Here is an 18,866-nt window from a genome sequence, read left to right on the forward strand (position 1 = left end):
ATGTTATTACTATACAATAATGTGTAAATACTCAAATAAATTACGATTACGTGCTTGAATGTTCAATCCTATCAAAAATTGATGTGAAACACAAAAATTGATCTCAATCAAAATATATTCCTACGATTTGATAAATTCTTCCGTATGTCACAAGAGTTTACTCTACAATCTCGCGCACGTTAGCCTAATGTTTTAAAGTTCTATATATTTATTTTGTACCTGAACAAGAACGTATCTTTTAATCCACATTTGTGTAGCAACAGTTAATTGTTCATCCTCTTTCTCAAAGAACAGACCTGAGCCTTCTTTCGCTTCAAATTCCCAGCCGTTTGAACCAATCATTTGTTTAAGATTTTCATCGGCTATCGAAATACCGTCATTCTCGCTTCTTATGATATACCAAGTGGAATCATCGTCTGTTACGATCTCTATTATCTCTTCATCGGAATTTCTTAGTTTTTCAATTGCTACTTTTGCAGTTAGATTTTCTATCGGTAGAGGTTGATTTAGACCCACACCCTAAATAATGAATATACAAAAGCACTTACTCTGAAATAGAGTAAGTGCCTTTGCATATCTTTTCAATCTGCAGAATTCTTTAAAATATGTGAGATTGAAGCGAAACTTGAGTTTAAAAGGACTCTTGACGACAATAGTTTTTATAAACTAACAATTTTACGATTAATGAAGAACCGCTAGTTTATAAAAACAGAAAGCACATGTAACTAGTTTATTATTTCTTAATTACTACATTAAAATATAACTTTTATTCATTCAATGTGCCATTCAGTTCAGCAGTTTTAGTAGAAATTAAATCCATTAACTCAGGTGATAGGACATCATAGGTAGGTAATCCAATATCATTTAAATCTTTTCGGATATCAGCCATTTTTGAAGCCGGTGTACCTGTTTCGATTACAGACGAAACAAATGCTGCAAATTGTGGTGCAGACCACCCTTTATCCTCTGATAATTCTGTATGAACAAAATCTAAACCATAAAATGCATGATCTTTATTTTCTATACGACCAAATAAATGTGCTTTACATTCTTTACAAAAATGTCTTTGAATTGTAGCTGTTTCATCAACAATCTCTAACTTATCGCCGTTTCTAATGACATGAACTTTGTCACGAGGTGCTACAGCTACTAAAGAAAAATTGGCACCCTCTGGTTTCCAACACTTAGAACAACCACATGCATGGTTGTGCATTGTTTGTGAATCTACCTTGACTTCTACTTTATTGGATTCACAAAGACACTTTAGTGTTCCTCCTGCAAAGTCTTTTACTTCTGGATAATCATTAATCCCGTTATCTAATCTTGGATGTAATTTAGTGGTAGTCATATGTTTTCCTCCTTGAATATATTCATTATTTTTCATACGTTAACATCGTACGGATTGACTCACCCTTATGAAGCAAATCAAATGCTTCATTGATGTCTGTAAAGTTTAAGTGGTGTGTGATAAACGAATCGATATCGATTTCACCATTCATATAATCTTCAACCATTCCTGGAAGCTGCGTTCTGCCTTTCACGCCGCCAAAGGCAGAACCACGCCATACTCGACCCGTTACTAATTGGAATGGACGCGTATGAATCTCTTTCCCTCCAGCTGCTACACCGATAATAGTACTTTCACCCCAACCTTTATGACAACATTCAAGAGCAGACCTCATTACTTCAACATTTCCAATACACTCAAAGCTATAATCTACTCCTCCATCCGTCATTTCAACAATGACTTCTTGGATTGGTTTATCAAATTTAGCAGGATTTAGAAAATCAGTTGCGCCCATTTTTTTAGCTAATTCAAACTTATCTTCATTTAAGTCTACAGCAATAATTCGGCTTGCTTTTGCTTGAACCAATCCTTGAATAGCGGCTAATCCAATGGCTCCTAAACCAAATACGGCTGTCACAGCTCCTTCTTCCACTTTTGCTGTGTTGTGTACAGCGCCAATACCTGTAGTCACACCGCATCCAAATAGACCAATTTTATCAAGTGGCGCTTCTTTGTCAATTTTTGCTAAAGAGATTTCAGGAACGACTGTATATTCACTGAATGTACTTGTTCCATGTAATGATAAATAGGCTCTCCATTATAAGAGAAACGAGTTGTTCCGTCAGGCATTAAACCTTTACCTTGAGTTTCTCGTACAGCACTACATAAGTTTGTTTACCAGAACGACAGAATTTACATTCCCCACATTCAGCCGTGTATAGTGGAATAACATGATCTCCTGGTTCTACTGAAGTAACTCCTTCACCTACGGCTACTACAACACCAGCGCCTTCATGACCTAAAACGGCAGGGAATACGCCTTCTGGATCATCCCCTGATAATGTATAAGCATCTGTATGACAGACTGAAGTGTACAGTATCTTTACTAAAACCTCTCCGGCTTTTGGATCCTCTACATCGATTTCTACAATCTGAAGCGGTTCTCCCGCTTTAAATGCAACGGCTGCTTTACTTTTCAAATGAAACCCTTCTTTCTTTTGTTTTATAGCGTTACCATACCCATAATTACATATCAATATACCGTTGACAATACTGACATATTTGTCATCATGGACACATTAATACGTAAAAAATGTGAAACACTATGCTGTTTACATTTCCATGATTACATATCGTAATTCAAATTACCATACTGACAAATATGTCATAATAACCAAAAGTGTAATGGATAGGTACGCGAACTGAAAAATTAATGCCTGTTCTTTCTTTCTTACACCCATGCTAAGTATACATAGATGTTATTCAATCTCTGTTTTATTAGCGTCTCTTTCTAAAGAGTCGCTAAAAATATCTCCCACTCACAGATTGAAGTTACAACAGATTCTAGGAGACAACCAATTTCACTTAGTTGATACTCAACTTTAGGAGGTACAACGGGATATACAGTTCTAGTAATTATGTTATCATCTTCTAATTCCCTTAACTGTCTAATTAACATGCGTTGATTGACTTCGGGAAGTTTTTTTTGCATTTCACTTAACCTTAATGGAGACTCCTGCATCAAACACCATATAATCACTATTTTCCAACGTCCACCTATAACTGATAAAGCCAAATCTTTTCCAGTAAAATAAGTTTTATCTTTATAATTAATTTCCAATTATATTCACTCTCTCTATAAGTATTGATATATCACGGTTTAAACCGTCGAAACGATATTAGAATGTCCTTTTGGTTTTCCGGAAATTCTCGCATATTAAGAATTCTAATCCTTGCCTTGTTTGATGCTCAGGTTAAGTTTTCTATAGAAGCAATCTCCGCATCATACCAATAGGGCTTCTTATTTACAAGTTGTCTTAAAGTTTTCTAACAGTAATGCTCCTTTCTTTTACTATTATAGCATAGTGACAAAAACGTCAGTATTGTAGATTGCATTTTATTATGTAATTATGGGTATGGATATCAATAAGGCATTTGGTTTACTTCATTAGTTAAATCAATCCGTACAATATAAACAAATGGAGAATGGAGAGTGAAATAAATGAGTCTTAAACTAATTGAACAACAACGCTCTTTTGATGGGGAACAACGTAAGTACATCCATTATTCAAAAGTTTTACAATGTGATATGACATTTAGTATCTACTTACCATCAAATAAAGAAAAGAAAAAAATCCCTCTTATTTGGTGGCTATCTGGATTAACTTGTACAGATGATAATTTTAGTCAAAAAAGTGGATTTCAAAGATTGGCTGAAAAATATCAAGTGGCAGTCATTATTCCTGATACTTCACCGCGCGGAGAAAACGTTGCTGATGATGATGCATACGACCTCGGACAAGGTGCCGGTTTTTATTTAAATGCAACACAAAATCCATGGGCAAAGAATTATCATATGTATACTTACATCACAGAGGAGTTAACAGGTATTACGTCCACTTTAGTACCTAAATTTTCAGGAAAAGAAAGTATAATGGGCCACTCAATGGGAGGTCATGGTGCTTTAGTAATTGGGATGAAAAATGCTGCAAGATTCAAAGCGATTTCTGCTTTTTCTCCTATTTCAAGTCCTAGTCAAGTCCCTTGGGGAATAAAAAGCTTTCTCAACTTATTTAGGTGAAGACAAAGCTTCTTGGAAAGAATGGGATGCTTCAGAACTCATTAAAGCAACTGACACCCTCCCTATTCTTATTACACAAGGAACTGCAGATCAGTTTTATCCAGAACAATTGGAAGAAACGACTTTCTTAGAAAATGCCCAAGCAAATAACGTAGAAATAAACTATAAGCAAGTTAAAGGTTATGATCATAGCTATTTCTTCATCTCTACATTCTTGGAAGAACATTTCGAATTCCATATGAAGCAATTAAGATGATGCTTTTTAACAAATAAGATTCGGAACGGTAAATATTCACATTTAATTAGATTGTGGATGTTTTTGATTGTTTTTAAAAGGTAAGAGAATAAGGAGGTATAGTTAATATGGATATTAAAAAAATATTAGTCAATGACCGTGTTAAACCATACTTATTAAAAGCCCGTTATGGGATTGAAAAAGAAAGTAATCGAGTTGACTTATCAGGAAATTTAGCTAAAACGGATCATCCTAAATCGATAAGAGATGAACACCCGTATATTCAGCGGGATTTTTCAGAAACACAGATGGAATTAATCACACCTGTTACTGAGACATTAGAGGAACTGTTTAATTACTTAGCAGCCATCCATGATGTTGCTTATCGTTCTATGGGTGATCATGAAATGCTTTGGCCATTAAGCATGCCACCACAGTTACCAGAAAAAGAAGAAGATATTGTTATTGCGAAATTGAAAAATGTTGAAAATGTTCTATATCGTCAATCTTTATCCAATTCTTATGGCCGTCGTAAACAAATGCTTTGTGGTGTTCATTTTAACTTTGAATTCGGCGATGAGTTAATCCAAGCGTTATTTAACTTACAATCGGAGATAAAAGATTATCTACAGTTTAAAACAGAGATTTATCTAAAAGTCACAAGAAACTATTTACACTATCGATGGTTAGTAACTTATTTTTATGGAGCTTCTCCTAGTAGCGAAAAGAATTTTTTTGAAGAAGATTCTTTGAATAGGGCAATAAGAAGCATTAGAAGCAGTAAATTTGGTTATACTAATTCTGATGATGTTCAAGTGTCTTATAGTAGTATACAGAACTATATATCAGATCTTTCTTTGATGGTTAAAAGAGGGCTTCTATCAGAAGAAAAAGAATTTTATGCATCTGTCCGTTTAAGAGGTGGACATCATGTTTCAGATTTAGAAGCTCATGGTGTTAGTTATCTTGAATTGCGAAATATAGATTTAAATCCTTTTGAAACGAATGGAATTAGCTATGAACAAGCAGAATTTCTACATCTTTTCTTATTTTATTTACTATGGAAAGAAGAAGGTAATAATTGTGATGAGTGGGTAAAAATGGGTGATTCTTACAATGATGTAGTGGCTCTTGAGCATCCATTAGAGCATACACAATTTGAAGTAGATGCTAAAAATATGATTGATGAAATGGAACATTTAGCAGAAATTTTAGATTTGACTATTTCAGATACGTTATTTGTTAACCTGAGAGAGATGCTAATGGACCCAAGTAAGACTTTAGCTGGAAGGCTTTATAAAGAGAGTGAAAAAAGCAGTCAAGGTCAAGTGGCTACGTGTATTGCGAAAGAAAACTATAAAAAATCATGGGATAAGCCATATCAATTAACAGGATTTACTGACTTGGAGTTGTCCACTCAGATTTTAATGTTTGATTGCTTACAGCAAGGAATAAAGGTAGAAGTTTTGGATCGGCAAGATCAATTTTTGAAGCTTCAATTAAAAGATCATGTTGAATATGTGAAAAATGGTAATATGACAAGTAAAGATAGTTATGTATCCCCTTTAATTATGGAAAATAAAACAGTAACAAAGAAAATTCTTCAACAACATGGATTACGTGTACCAACAGGTGAGGAATTTAATGATATAGAACATGCTTTAAATTCTTATAATATGTTTTCTGCTAAACCTTTTGTTGTAAAACCGAAAACAACAAACTATGGATTGGGAATATCAATCTTCAAAGACGAGGCAAATTACGAAGATTATCAAAAAGCAATCACACTCGCATTTAAAGAAGATTCTTCTGTACTAATAGAAGAGTTTCTCTATGGAACAGAATATCGATTTTTTGTGTTACATGATAAAGTTCAGGCGGTTTTATTACGAGTTCCTGCGAATGTTAAAGGCGATGGTAAACATACAATCGAAGAGTTAGTCATTGAAAAGAATCGTGATCCGTTAAGAGGAAAAGACCATAGGACACCTTTAGAAACTATACAATTAGGTGACTTGGAAAAACTTATGCTAAAAGGCCAAGGTTATCAAATGAATTCGATTCCAAAAAATGGTGAAATCGTCTATCTGCGTGAAAATTCTAATGTTAGTACAGGCGGAGATTCGATTGATGTGACAGATCAAATTCCCGATGACTATAAAAAAATAGCAGTGGATGCGGTATCTGCACTGGGAGCTAAAATTAGTGGTATCGATTTGATTATTGAAAATATAGAAGTTCCTGCAGCTAATAAAAATGCTTATGGGATTATTGAAGCGAACTTTAATCCATCAATGTATATGCATATCTATCCATATAAAGGAGAATCTCGACGTTTGACTATGCATATAATACACTTTTTATTCTCTGAACTATTACAAAGTTAGGAATCAAAGTTAGTCAAATTAGGGGTACCATAAGCAAAACGCGCTTATCTTAACTTCGATGTGAGAACTATTGAAATATCAACGGTTCTCACATCATTTACATGTATTTAATGTAAATGTTGGTTTACACGAGATGATCATTTTTTATGTCTTGTTAAGTAATGCGGATATTTAATCCACTGGGGCTATCGGTTACGTTCAGATGGCTTGACATCGAGCCTCTGCGGCCATGAAACTTGCGCCAGAGAACCAGCTTAATGCAGCTGGCTCTGCCAAACGAGGCTATCATGTCCGCTGCTCAATATAAAGCCTGGCTTCGATGGCGTATACCTCAGCACTCTCATTGTAAGTAGGATTCTACTCTAATTCGAGTAGCTGACTCATTTGGGATGTAATATTCAGCCTTTCTTTATTTACTATAAATACTATAAAAATTAGTATGGTTATATAGTTTTTAAAGAAATAAAAAAACGAATAACTTTACATTGAATACTGTAAAGTCACTCGTTTTGAATGGTTAAGATAAACGCATATTTACAACGTTAAGCTGTTGAAAGACAATAAAGTTATTTAATGTTCAAATTGCAAACATACATAACCCCGTTCTGAGTAGGGACGGGGTTAAAATAATAGTGTATAAATACTGTGTATAATACTTTCTGTCATTTCATAGTTTACTTTTTCCCTGATTGCATGGACGCTGGTATTACCCTAAATGGCCCGATTGTTGCATTTAAAAATACTGCTTATCAAAAGGATTTAAAGGAACAGCGAGTTCACCATCTATATACAATTCTGATTCACATGCAGGGCAGATATTTTGAAATTTATCTTCATTTTGTAAAATAGCTGTATACAGGTCCTTTAAAGAAATTTGATCTTTATACTTCTGTAAAGACTTCGTTGCCTCTTCACGCTCTCTTCGCCAGCTTTATCTCATAATTAGATAAATCATCAACATTTTTCTTTATAAATTGCTTAAACTCTCTTAATGCCTTAGACATTTAAGCTCCCCTCGTTATATTTAATTCTTACATCTCTAATTCTGTCTAGTCAAAAGTGTCCTCGGTTAAACAACTCTGCTTATGAATATAATCGAATTGTTACATTAATTTGTTTAACAACATATTTGATCTATGTCTTATTCCTTTACGGCTATGTTTGCATTTAACAATTTTTATTCCTCTAGTTTCAATAGTTTTTAAAGATTTTCTGGACCATGCTCCGCTAGCATTTACAAGATTTATAAGCAGATTATGATAAATCGTACTCCAGTCTTGTTTTGAGGGAGAATATAAAATAAGAGTAGATAAAGAACGGGTTTCGCGTTCTACCTCAATAATATTGAATCGACTGCCATGTACCACATATACTTCAGCAATTACATAACGTCTCTTTGCAATACCATCGCTTAGCTTTGTAAATTTTCGTTCTCCTAGGACCTCTGGTAATACATCGGTAAATGCTCTAATTGCTTTTATCTCTGGATACTGTTCCAATACTTTCAAGACATTAATAAATTCCTGTAGCTCCCCTTGGGCTTTAATCTCATGTAGCATTTGATGTTCTAAACCCCTTGCCAATTGCTGTCCGCCACTATCTGCTGTAGAATGAATAGAATTATTCTCTCCATAGTACCTCTTTGTATTTTCGTCCTCTTCCAAACGTTGCTTGGATGAACCTCGTTTTATTCGTTTGACTATTGGCACCGATGTATATTCATGTTTCAACTGATTCATCTGTACTAAATCAAAATCCTCCGTGGATCCATCTACTTGCTCGTCTAATGTAAAGCCTTCTTCATCATCGTTTTTGTTTAGGGAACGATATGTATATTTCTTCGCTTCTTTTGACTTCTCTGAATGTTGTATTTCCGGATGTGAAATCGAGATATTTTCATAAGGAATATGCTTATTTTTTACATTTACAATTTGTAGTACAGTCCATGTATTATTGTCCTCTTTTACACGTGCAGTGACAATAATTGGCTGTGTAAAGTTCCATTCGAATTTCAATGACTGTTCTTGCAACCATGTAAAGGCGATGCTTTCATAGACCTGACGTAAATCACGATTCGTTAATAGCCAAACCAATTGATAAATGAAAGTTGTTTTGGTGTATTTTAATTCATACAGTGATGAAAAGCTAAGATGAATCCTATTTGTTTCATATGTTTCTGTGAAAAATTGAGGAAATGAATTTGATTCAAGCAAGCGATATAAAAGAAAGCCGTTCGGTGCTAATATACTACGTAACACTTCAATGAATGGCAGAATGACTTGCTTGCTATCAAAGGAAAATATGAAACTGCGTGAGGTTGCAGGGTCATAGCTTCCTTGGATTTTCCATGGCTTCTCATAGTAATGCACTCTATTAGGATAAATTGTAATATCTACCTCCTTGGCACCCTGCGGTGGCTGACTAGTGGTAATTACTCCATCGCTATAATAATGTTGGATAGCCAAGCAAGGCAACGTACCCAGTCCAATAGTATTTTCATTGTGACTCCCCTTGCCCGAAAATACGCATGCAGCATTATTTTATTGTCATACCGAAAAGGATCTCCAATCCATATTAGCTTTACCTTTTCGTCTTTTCCAAATGGCCATTTAATTTTAACTTGTTGTGCGCTCATAATCGTCCACTTCCTGTTTCATTTGTATATATGACCCTATATGTGGTCTTATTTGACGAAAATGATGTGATTTCACAGCACCAATTCGTTGCACTTTCCATAAACTAACAGGTTCTTGTTTCTGCAACATTTGGTCTATAATTTTACAACATCGTCGGATTTGGAATTGCTGTGCCGTTTCTGTGATTTCATCAAGAAACTGTTTAGTTTGTGGCAGCCTATGAAGATGCTTCTCTAAGTTCGATAATATTCCAAGACGTTTTCCAACAATCGAAATAGTAATTCGAACAGGCTTATTTAGCATAATAAGTTCTTTGTAAAGCTCTTTCACCTTTGATAAATATTCAAGATCACGGGCTTCCCAATCCACAATTGCTTTTGGTTTCCCCATTGTCCGAATTCTAGGCAACTGTTTAAATAGCCATTCCTTATCATGGCGATACAAGTAGGTATATTCCCTTTGAAAGCGTCCTCTAATTTGAGTTCTTGATTCATTAGGATATTGCTTTATTCCTTTAAGTAGTTGCTCACGGTATCGTAGTAACAATGGAGAAGTTTTTTTACTTTTGGCCTTTTTGTTTTGCCCGTCCATAGATGAATATTTTTTCACTGTCTTAGAATCAACCCCGAGTATTTCGGCTTTGGCCCTTATGCTTAGACCCTCTCCGTTTGCTAAAGCTTTTAATTTTGCTTTCCAAGTATCTCCCAATGCTTTTACACGACCAATGCGATATATATCTTCGTTCGATTTATCAGGACCCTTTCTGGCATAAATAAAGCCACAAGAACACTTAAACGTCCCAATAGGAGAAATTGATTTAAAATCTCTAGTAATCGTTACATTTTTGATTACCAGTTGCTTATAATGATCAGCAGCCTTATTTAAGCATGGCCATGGACCTGTACCAAATGAACCTGCATCATCTCCAACATGCAAAAGCTTCTCTACATCTTTTTCTAAAAAGTATAGAAACAACAAATGGCGAAAAGGATGTACATGACGTTCCTCATTACGAGTTAATACCTTTAACCAATTGTACTCATTTTCCTGTTTTAACCCTGAATCATACTTTTCTAAGAACCCTATTGGAAACCTTGCTTGGAATGTATCAAATAACTCATTTTGCCTTATTCGATTTGCCGTAGTAATTAAATTCTTTTCTCTAAGAAGCAATCGATACCTTTAAAAATATCCTTGCGTGAAATTGCATTTATATCAATATTTAATAGTCGATATGCCATTTTTGCTAACTTTACTTGAATATCAGTATTATCAAGGGACTTAACTTCCTCTAAAATTGAAAAATCCATTCTTTTTGCCTCAAACCGAATAAATTTGATTCTACTTTGTTCGGTGAAATCATCTGGATATTTCTTCAGTTGTAAATCGTGATGTGCGCACAAATTTATACCTTGCAATTGGTGTTCCCGATGTATGTATGGTTCACCATATTTATCAATATCAGCCTGGGCGCATTGTGAACAATAGTATAATCCATCTTTTTTGCAAATACCTCCTGAAACCATACCTAGCCTTGTGTAAAGACCTTTGCCATCACCTTGGACGTCCTGCATAATCTCTTGCTGTCGTTGTTTGGAAAGGAACGGGGCATAAAACGGGTAAATGGTATGTTTCGCTAACAACTTCTCTACCGAATAATGATTTCCCATCTGTTGGACCAAGGCATGAAAATGGCTGCCAATCTCTACACTCGGAATCACAGAGCGACTTTGAAATACCTCTTCCAACGTATCTTTGTAATCAATATTTCCACTGTAAAAGTGATAACGTGCAATCGCCGAATAAATCAACTCATTTGGATATGGATCCGTAAAGAATGGCAGCATTGAATTACCTCCTAATAGAATTCTTCCAAAGGATTTTTAATGTACCCATTTGCTTTCAATAGTTCATGAGGATGTTGTTTTTTGTCTAATGCTCGCTTTCTTAGCTTAAGTAATGGGAGAACCTCTGCCTTTTTCATATTTTCCTTTGCTTTATTATCTTTCTTTTGTTGATTTAAGTTAATCGCCTGCTGAATTACATCTGATTTTAGTTGATGAAAGTCTATATCAAATGGATTTTCCCAACAATTTTTTGTACGATTTTTTTAATGTCTTTATCTTTCAAACTATCAAAAATACCCAGGGCTGCTACTTCAACACTTAAGTTTTCAATCGTGTCTTGTCGTTTATACTCGATTGTATTTTTGCGCTCTTTAAACGCCTCCTGAATACGTCCTGCTATTTCTGTGTTTCGCTTATGATTCAGCATGACTTCATCCAGATTGATCATGATATCTTCATATTTCATCATGTCAGCTAAATTGTTCGTCCAAATCGCTGTCATCATTGGTTGAATCGTTTGCATATCTTCTTTAGCAGTCTTTTTTAATACTTGTGGAGTAATTATTTCATTCGGGTTATTTTCATCGAATAAAGCTCGTTCTTGTGCTAGAATAAACAAATTGACAGCGACAGCAGTAATTCCTTGGCACTCATAGTAAAATGCCTTTTTCGTATTCTCTGTAAGCTCGGAATAGGATTTTAAGCACTGTAATTCCCAAAGCGTTTCAAGGAAGAACTCCCATTCTTCACTATCCTCCGCCATACGATCCCAAATAATAGCTCCATCACTTGCAGCCCGTCTAGCCTGCCTGAAGTTCCCCTTAAATAGCTTTTGTGCCTTAGAAGTGCCAATTAAGACCGTGGGAATACCAACTGTATTAGACAGTGTTACAAAAAAATTCAGCATTTCTTCCTGATCATTTTTTGAATGCAGTAAGTGTTGTATTTCATCAATGACTAAAACACCAATGCCATACATACTCGCCAGTGAGGTCATGTGCAACAACATTGTCGATGTGACTCGATTCAAATAACCGTATTTTTCTAAATATCTCGTACCTAGTAAATCATCAATTGCCTTAAAGAAACTTTTACAAAGCGTTGACAAACTACCATCATATGGACAATCGATTTTAAGCCAAACAATTTGTGTACGATTGAAAGATTGTCCTTCATAAGTTTCATGCTTAATCACTTGCGGATACATGAGCAGCAAGCGTTCAATTGCCGTGGTTTTGCCTATACCAGAGATACCTATAATTGATAAACTATCTGCTGTAGAGCGAATATAATTTAAACGGTCCTTGATATGCTTATGTGCAAGCTCTTCCTCTTCACGTAATTCATGCAACACTCGAACACGCTCTAAAAATGTTATGTCTAATGGATTTCGTGCTAAATAACCTCGCCGAAATCAGGGTGGATAACCGACGCTCAACCTCAAAGTGAATCGGCAACGGCTGTATAAAGTTCCTTACACGTTTTAATACGTGATAACGAATATTCGTTGCACTTAATTTATCTTGCTCGCTAATTCGGGGAGTCACCATAAATCTTTCTAGCACATCATCCTCACTAAAAATCGGTGGAAGGGCTTCGATGAAAGGATTATTGGTATATTCACTTAAAGGTTGTTCCTTATAGACGCCTTTCTTAAACTCCCCTTTTAAGACAACCATGTCATTTGTTTTTCCCAAATTCCTCATCTCGTTTCTTCTTTAGTTTTTGCATTAGGCGTGAGGGTAATTTCTTCGGTGGTGTCTCATCGACTTTCTCTTTGTAGCGAAGTTGATTACTTCAGCTGATTCACTAACTTTATTAGGCGATAAATCAAATTTTTCAGATTCACGATTTAATTGTTTTTCAACATCCTTGTTGTCACGAATAGAAGCTATTTTGGCTTTCTTACTCGTTGGTTGGTTATAAGATTGTTTTTTGTTCCTCACAGCTTTTTTAATAATTTCTTCCATTGCTGCATCAGTATTTACGGTGTGTTGAATTTGATTTGTACGTTCTATTTCCTCTAGTTCATTCCGGAGTTGCTGTTGGAATACAATTTCTTCTAAGAAATCTTCTTTATATTGCTGACTTGGTTCTAACAAAACACACGTCTCAAAGTCCATTCCGTCATCGTGTGGAATATAGATTTTTTCAACGTGTCGGGGTCATAAACAATTTCTACACTTCTATTTTTCAACTTCAAATACCAATCTTCTTCAATCGCTCTTTGAGAACCATATAAGAGATTTTTAAACTTGATGCCAGCCCTTGAAATTGTCGCCTTTCCTCGTGGTAGCACGTTCAAGCGAAGAATATTTCTATCAATTGTTCTTAGCCTTCCTTTGCGATTTTGAATGCCCCAATTCCATAAATTAATTGGCGTTGGTACTAATTCTTCAGCAACCATTTCTTTTTCAACAGGGTATTTTTCAATGACTTTTTGGTTGTGATGCAGCGCCATTGTGATAATAAGAGACGTAAATTCCTTTAAATTCAGCGTAGCATTTAAGCGATAATCCTGATCACCACGCTCTCGAAATTCCTTTTGAATTGCTCCAGGTGCCTTTTGCTTTACCTTTCCGTTAAACGTACGGAACTTTCTTTCAACAATCCCTTTCAAATCTCCACGGTAAGCCGTAGTATTCTCAATTTTAATATTAAGATTATTAATTAAGTTGTCTACCGAATAACCTTCAAACTCACCTCGGTCAGCAATAATTATTTCAGGCAAATGATGTGTTGGCCATTGCTCAGGAGTTATATCAATTCCATATTGCTTACAAAATTCTACTTTGTCTGCAACCATATTATCTAAAGCCATCATTGCACCAACCCATGATGGACCTTCTAGTCCAACGTAGAGACCTGTGATAATACGTGAATACACATCTAATACCGCATAAATAACTGGTCGTCCAATTACTTTATTTACATCAAGCGAACTAACTAAATAAATATCCGCAATAGTTGCATCAATCTGAAATCTAGTTCCAGGACCATTTGTTTCCAATTTAGAATTACTTAAAATCGGGCGATGCTTCAACTCATACTCTTTCGTACTTTTACGAAATTGAATATCTTTTTCGGATCTTCAAGCTTTTTAAACCAATAGTAAAACTGATGATATGAGGGGGTTCGGGTAGCATCCCAAATACGGTATTTCAGCTCACCGTTTTCCTTATAGCGATTAGAATAGAAGTCACGTAGCATAAAATTATAAACATCTTTTAAAGAGTATTTATTCTTTTTCCTGTAGTACTTATTGATAACGTGTTCAATTTGGACCTTTACTTCTTCTGTAATGTTAATACCGATTTGATATTCATTATTTATATTTACTCTTCTAGGACGACCAACTTTTTCTTTCGTTAAAGCTTTCGTTTTACCTTTACCACCTGAATTAGAGTAGTCAGGTAACATGGCGTTTTTGGTCATGCCACGCTGCCAATATCGAGTTAGTAGCTTTTTAACCTTTGTCTTGCCTAAGTTGCTCTCTTGAACGATTTCACGAATCTTGCTTTCTCTTCCTTGCTTTTGGAGCAAATCTGGCATATTGGGGACACAGTATTTTTGTATATCTCCCCAATCTTCTTCACGCTTACGAATCTGCACCTCTGTTAAATCATCTTCGGAAATCACCTTTGCATAAGGATCACTAATCGCTAACAGTTCACCTTGCTTGATATCTGTGGTTAGACTAGAGTATAGCTCTTTGCGTGGCATAGCACTGTTGGTGTCAATATTAACTATATAGACATGCGGTTCTTCCATATCTATTACCCGAATTCTTTTTGAATCTGTTACATATTGAAATACCTGATTAATATAAATCATCCGTACTTCACCTTCTCCAATTTACTTTCATCAATATACTTAACATCAATTGGTTGCTCTAAATCAATTGGCTTGTACATATCTGTAACCATTATTTTTTTAGCTAGCAGATGATAAAACAACGTAACACCACTTCCAAAAGGCAAGTGTGTATCTGCATCAAACTCACTAGTAATTTCCCGGATACTTTGCGAATTATTCAATAGACGATTCATAAGAGACATTGATAAATCTTCTATATGTTGGTTAGCCATTTCTCGATATACATCATAGCTACGAATATCAAAGTAATCATGGATATAACTAATATTTCTAGCCATAGTCTTATCGATTTCTTCTTCTGTTACAATACCCCAACTAGTACCTTTACGCTCCCAGTATTCCCGTTCAATTTCGAATTTCTCTAACACACGCTCTTCTAGTAACTTATCTTTCATTTTGATAGTATGAGCGACTTCAAATACACCTTGACCCTTATCAACTGTTAATAAAAAGTCCGTTGTCATAACAATTGGATCGCCTGTTTTTGGATCAGTTGGGTGTTTAATTCCAAGCTCTTCCGCAATGACAATCGTCTCTTCTTGTGGTAATAAAGGAAATTGTTCACGAATATCTAAGACAACATCGGAAAATTCAGTCAAATAAAAGTAATTTCGTTCCAAATCCGATAAAAACTCATATTGTCTGCCGGCTTTTATACCTTTTAACCTCGTTGACCGACCTAATGAGGAAACATCTTGAATTTTTAGCCATGGTTGATAATCTGCCCCACTTCCAGTTCCTCTACCTTCTTTAATCCACTTATCGACTTTAGATGTTCTTTTTCTTTTCGCCACAAAAACACCCCTTTAGACAATCATATCCAAAGGGGTAAAACTTCGCAACTTTTTTATAAACATCGCGACTTTGTTTTAAACATCGCATCTTTTTTACAAACGTCGCGACTTTATTTTAAACTTACAAATAATGAAATGATTCTCTTTTAAGCATTCAAGAAATATCACATTTAGTGACATATAAAAAAACGGTAATGGAGTTAGTTTGTGTGTGCAACGGCGCTGATTTCGATCAGCTGCTCAGGTGACGCTAGGTATGTCACACCGATACAGCTGCCCGCAGGCCGGTGTTGTCCCATGTATTCCTTAAACAACCCAATGCACGGCTCGATATGCTCTTGTGCGTTTGTCAGATAAATCTCCACATAAGCGAGGTTCGATTTTGTGATACCAAATTCCGCCAGCACGCGATCGAGATTCTCCAGCGTCTGCCGGGTCTGTGCTTCAATATCGCCCTCACCAACGAATTCACCCTCCGTATTGTGGGAAAATTGTCCCGAAATATAAATGGTGCCGTTGACGCTGTAGCCCTGGCTGATGCCGTGATCCCAAAGATCGTGACTGTAGGTTTTAACTTTATTCATTGTTTTTGACTCCTTTTCTTCAAAGTAAGGCTAGTATAAAATAAAAACTTACTTAAACAAAGTACGCACTTTATTGATAGTTACTATCAGAAAGGATAGTGTCTGTATATATAAGTATGTTTAATATAAAGGCGAAAGAAGGGCATGAAACTCACCAAAATAATTAAAACAAGACGACCTCGACGTTCACAGATACAATTTGGATCGGTTGATTATTGATCATATGATAGAATCTTGGAGTAAATTATTGACTAAAGGCAGTGAGGTGGAAAAGACGTCTACATAATGTTTATTGCAAACTTAATTTAACACTAGCAACAGTAAGTTTATATCAGATATTGGGAGGAATCATTGATGAAAAGAAAATTACTTAAACCGATGGCCATGATATTAACTCTTGGGTTATTCATAGGAGGTCCATTAGCGGTAATGTTTCCTAAAACGTCAGCAGCGGCTGGTACAATCACCGTTAATCTAACTGAAACGCAAGAGGCTTTCAAAAACCCTTTTAAGGGATTTAGACCTACTCGGTTTATGAATGACACCAAATTTCCGAATCATGAATACGGAACGGTGTTTAAGCACTATATCAAATACACGGATTTGGAGAATGCGTCATCGGACTCTGTACAGAAAATCATGGATTGGAGCAATGCAGCTTGGGCCGGGATTGAAAGCCAAAATAAAAAAGTTATTCCTCGCGTTCTCATCGTATATCCGAACGAAGGAGAATTTTGGCCCCAAGGGGTTCCTAGTGGCGACGTGGCTACACGCTGGACAACAAATATATTGAAGGATCGTCTTGCTGCATTTATTCAAAAGCTAGGTCAGGCATGGGATAGCGATCCCCGTGTTGCTTATGTGGAGCTGGGATTGTGGGGGAATTGGGGAGAACATCATATTTATCCGGATCAACTTGCCGATGAGACCGACCGGATTCCGCTCAGCTTCCAGACAGCTTTAGGAGACGCTGCTGAGCAAGCTTTTCAAAACAAGAAAGTTCAAGTACGTTATCCCGATACGTTCCAGAATTATGATTTCGGCCTTCTTTGGGACTCATTCGCATTAATTGATGATTTGGAAGGTGGGGAAGGCATTGTTGCTAGAGATAGCTGGAGAACGCAAGTCAACGGCGGCGAGGTTGCTTATGATTGGGGACAGAAACATATCCAGCCTGGCGATACTCCGGATGATACGTTAAGCGATATAAGGCATCGGAATTATGTTATCGATTGGATCAAAAAGACGCATACGACCAGTCTAGGCTGGATTGATCTGTACGATGCCAAAAATTCCACTGTCTCTCAGGGAGCTGCACTGATGCAGAAGGAACTCGGATATCGATTCGTCATCAATCAAGCGACATTTTCGGAAAACGTGCAGCCTGGTTAGAAAATGAAAGTATCTTTTCAAGTTGTAAACAAAGGTTCTGCCCCGTTCTATTATAAATGGCCCGTTGAAGCCAGCTTGCTGAGAAGTGATCGCTCAGTTGCTTGGAAGGGCATTTTCAACAATGAGGATATTCGGAATTGGATGCCAGGTGACGACTGGAACAGTTCTACGCGTCAATATGATCAGACGCCTTCGGATCAGCAAGTTTCCGGGGAATTTGATATCCCTTCCAACCTGCCAGCGGGTACTTACACCTTGGCGCTATCCATTCTTGATCCTTATGGCAATCGTCCGAGCGCAAGATTTGCCAATGCAAATTATTATACCGGCGGCAGGACACCACTTGGAAAAGTGGGCATCGGCATGGAGCCTGCTAACCAGAACATTGGGCCTTTCGATAACTTGACGTCTGAAAATACACTTTCGTATAGTTTAACCCGAACTCCATATGACGGCGGTTATAGTAGTGGGGCGAGTAGTTTACTCCTGAATGAATTTGACGATTCAATGAGCTGGCCGGGAAGCAATGATATTGGCAAATGGGCGGGAGCAAACGGGTTTGTAAACGATGCTGGTGTCATTGAATCAGGGGCTTTAAAGCTTCAGTATAACAATAACGGATGGTTTGGCTCTGATATTAAGCAGAACATCGGGAGTTATTCAAAGATGATAATTAAAATCAAAGGTGCAAATGGCGGTGAACAACATCATATGCAGCTCTCGATCGGCGGAGTGACCCAAACACTAGCAGCTTTCAGTGGGGATACGGTAACAACCAGCTTCAAAGAGGTTGAAATTGATTTGGCAGCGAAGGATGTAGATCGCAGCAGCCCCGGACAACTGACGATGACATTCTGGCATGGTGGCAAAAGTACAATCTGGATAGATGAGATTCGTTTCGAATAATTATCTTACCAATGATAGCTTAATAAAGACAGTTGAAAGCAGTGCGGCTGTTTTTGTTCAACTAATGAGTAGTTTGACCATAGATATTGGTACAATCGGCACAAGCGATTGAAGTTACAAT

12 protein-coding genes and 4 pseudogenes are annotated in these 18,866 nt (G+C 36.4%); 4 read left to right on the forward strand and 12 right to left on the reverse strand.

The window, feature by feature from the left end:
- Nucleotides 1–192 precede the first annotated feature (192 nt).
- The 4 genes and pseudogenes from ACTWJ7_RS34865 to ACTWJ7_RS34880 all read right to left on the reverse strand — a co-directional run bounded on the left by ACTWJ7_RS34865 (nucleotide 193) and on the right by ACTWJ7_RS34880 (nucleotide 3,128).
- Entirely contained in the window at nucleotides 193–516 is a 324-nt protein-coding gene (locus tag ACTWJ7_RS34865) for a hypothetical protein (RefSeq protein ID WP_443145205.1), read from the reverse strand.
- 250 nt (nucleotides 517–766) lie between these two features.
- Nucleotides 767–1,348 (reverse strand): S-(hydroxymethyl)glutathione synthase, encoded by a 582-nt coding sequence (gene gfa / locus ACTWJ7_RS34870; protein WP_443145204.1) that lies wholly within the window; start codon nucleotides 1,346–1,348, stop codon nucleotides 767–769.
- A 25-nt stretch (nucleotides 1,349–1,373) separates the two neighbouring features.
- Nucleotides 1,374–2,487 (reverse strand): annotated as a pseudogene (locus ACTWJ7_RS34875) (S-(hydroxymethyl)glutathione dehydrogenase/class III alcohol dehydrogenase).
- A gap of 279 nt (nucleotides 2,488–2,766) precedes the next feature.
- Nucleotides 2,767–3,128: pseudogene (locus ACTWJ7_RS34880) on the reverse strand (winged helix-turn-helix transcriptional regulator).
- 381 nt (nucleotides 3,129–3,509) lie between these two features.
- Here ACTWJ7_RS34880 and fghA point away from each other — a divergent pair.
- Both fghA and gshAB read left to right on the forward strand, forming a co-directional pair.
- Nucleotides 3,510–4,344, forward strand: a pseudogene (fghA, locus tag ACTWJ7_RS34885) (S-formylglutathione hydrolase).
- A 107-nt stretch (nucleotides 4,345–4,451) separates the two neighbouring features.
- Nucleotides 4,452–6,710 (forward strand): bifunctional glutamate--cysteine ligase GshA/glutathione synthetase GshB, encoded by a 2,259-nt coding sequence (gene gshAB, locus ACTWJ7_RS34890; RefSeq protein WP_443145202.1) that lies wholly within the window; start codon nucleotides 4,452–4,454, stop codon nucleotides 6,708–6,710.
- Nucleotides 6,711–7,813: 1,103 nt separating this feature from the next.
- Here gshAB and ACTWJ7_RS34895 read toward each other — a convergent pair.
- The 8 genes and pseudogenes from ACTWJ7_RS34895 to ACTWJ7_RS34930 all read right to left on the reverse strand — a co-directional run bounded on the left by ACTWJ7_RS34895 (nucleotide 7,814) and on the right by ACTWJ7_RS34930 (nucleotide 16,447).
- Nucleotides 7,814–9,175 carry a Tn7-like element transposition protein TnsE gene (locus ACTWJ7_RS34895; RefSeq protein ID WP_443146568.1) on the reverse strand — a complete coding sequence of 454 codons (1,362 nt, stop codon included), beginning with the start codon at nucleotides 9,173–9,175 and terminating at the stop codon, nucleotides 7,814–7,816.
- A gap of 150 nt (nucleotides 9,176–9,325) precedes the next feature.
- Nucleotides 9,326–10,519: a TnsD family Tn7-like transposition protein gene (locus ACTWJ7_RS34900; protein WP_443146569.1), complete on the reverse strand. Its 1,194-nt coding sequence runs from the start codon at nucleotides 10,517–10,519 to the stop codon at nucleotides 9,326–9,328.
- Nucleotides 10,495–11,193 carry a TniQ family protein gene (locus ACTWJ7_RS34905; protein ID WP_443146570.1) on the reverse strand — a complete coding sequence of 233 codons (699 nt, stop codon included), beginning with the start codon at nucleotides 11,191–11,193 and terminating at the stop codon, nucleotides 10,495–10,497. The genes ACTWJ7_RS34900 and ACTWJ7_RS34905 overlap by 25 nt, the downstream gene beginning before the upstream one ends.
- 220 nt (nucleotides 11,194–11,413) lie before the next feature.
- Nucleotides 11,414–12,547 carry an ATP-binding protein gene (locus tag ACTWJ7_RS34910; protein ID WP_443146571.1) on the reverse strand — a complete coding sequence of 378 codons (1,134 nt, stop codon included), beginning with the start codon at nucleotides 12,545–12,547 and terminating at the stop codon, nucleotides 11,414–11,416.
- Nucleotides 12,537–12,890, reverse strand: coding sequence for a hypothetical protein (locus ACTWJ7_RS34915; RefSeq protein ID WP_443146572.1), 354 nt, complete (start codon nucleotides 12,888–12,890; stop codon nucleotides 12,537–12,539). Before ACTWJ7_RS34915 ends, ACTWJ7_RS34910 begins: the two co-directional genes overlap by 11 nt.
- Nucleotides 12,874–15,027, reverse strand: a pseudogene (locus ACTWJ7_RS34920) (Mu transposase C-terminal domain-containing protein). The gene ACTWJ7_RS34915 and the pseudogene ACTWJ7_RS34920 overlap by 17 nt, the downstream one beginning before the upstream one ends.
- Nucleotides 15,024–15,863 carry a heteromeric transposase endonuclease subunit TnsA gene (locus ACTWJ7_RS34925; RefSeq protein WP_053522644.1) on the reverse strand — a complete coding sequence of 280 codons (840 nt, stop codon included), beginning with the start codon at nucleotides 15,861–15,863 and terminating at the stop codon, nucleotides 15,024–15,026. The pseudogene ACTWJ7_RS34920 and the gene ACTWJ7_RS34925 overlap by 4 nt, the downstream one beginning before the upstream one ends.
- Before the next feature lie 200 nt (nucleotides 15,864–16,063).
- Nucleotides 16,064–16,447 (reverse strand): RidA family protein, encoded by a 384-nt coding sequence (locus tag ACTWJ7_RS34930; RefSeq protein ID WP_047843230.1) that lies wholly within the window; start codon nucleotides 16,445–16,447, stop codon nucleotides 16,064–16,066.
- 354 nt (nucleotides 16,448–16,801) lie between these two features.
- On the opposite strand from ACTWJ7_RS34930, the gene ACTWJ7_RS34935 reads away from it, so the two are divergent.
- The gene (locus ACTWJ7_RS34935) at nucleotides 16,802–17,839 is read left to right on the forward strand and encodes a hypothetical protein (protein ID WP_443146573.1); all 1,038 of its coding nucleotides are present in this window, start codon (nucleotides 16,802–16,804) and stop codon (nucleotides 17,837–17,839) included.
- A gap of 3 nt (nucleotides 17,840–17,842) precedes the next feature.
- Nucleotides 17,843–18,745 carry a DUF4832 domain-containing protein gene (locus ACTWJ7_RS34940; RefSeq protein ID WP_443146574.1) on the forward strand — a complete coding sequence of 301 codons (903 nt, stop codon included), beginning with the start codon at nucleotides 17,843–17,845 and terminating at the stop codon, nucleotides 18,743–18,745.
- Nucleotides 18,746–18,866: the final 121 nt, after the last annotated feature.

It is taken from the genome of Paenibacillus sp. 1A_MP2, from assembly GCF_052244825.1.
Lineage (GTDB): Bacteria > Bacillota > Bacilli > Paenibacillales > Paenibacillaceae > Paenibacillus > Paenibacillus vandeheii.

Coding starts and splice junctions, on each gene's coding strand:
- gfa (WP_443145204.1), bottom strand. CDS start 1,348: ATGACTACCACTAAATTACATCCAAGATTAGATAACGGGATTAATGAT.
- gshAB (WP_443145202.1), top strand. CDS start 4,452: ATGGATATTAAAAAAATATTAGTCAATGACCGTGTTAAACCATACTTA.
- ACTWJ7_RS34905 (WP_443146570.1), bottom strand. CDS start 11,193: ATGCTGCCATTCTTTACGGATCCATATCCAAATGAGTTGATTTATTCG.
- ACTWJ7_RS34930 (WP_047843230.1), bottom strand. CDS start 16,447: ATGAATAAAGTTAAAACCTACAGTCACGATCTTTGGGATCACGGCATC.
- ACTWJ7_RS34935 (WP_443146573.1), top strand. CDS start 16,802: ATGAAAAGAAAATTACTTAAACCGATGGCCATGATATTAACTCTTGGG.
- ACTWJ7_RS34940 (WP_443146574.1), top strand. CDS start 17,843: ATGAAAGTATCTTTTCAAGTTGTAAACAAAGGTTCTGCCCCGTTCTAT.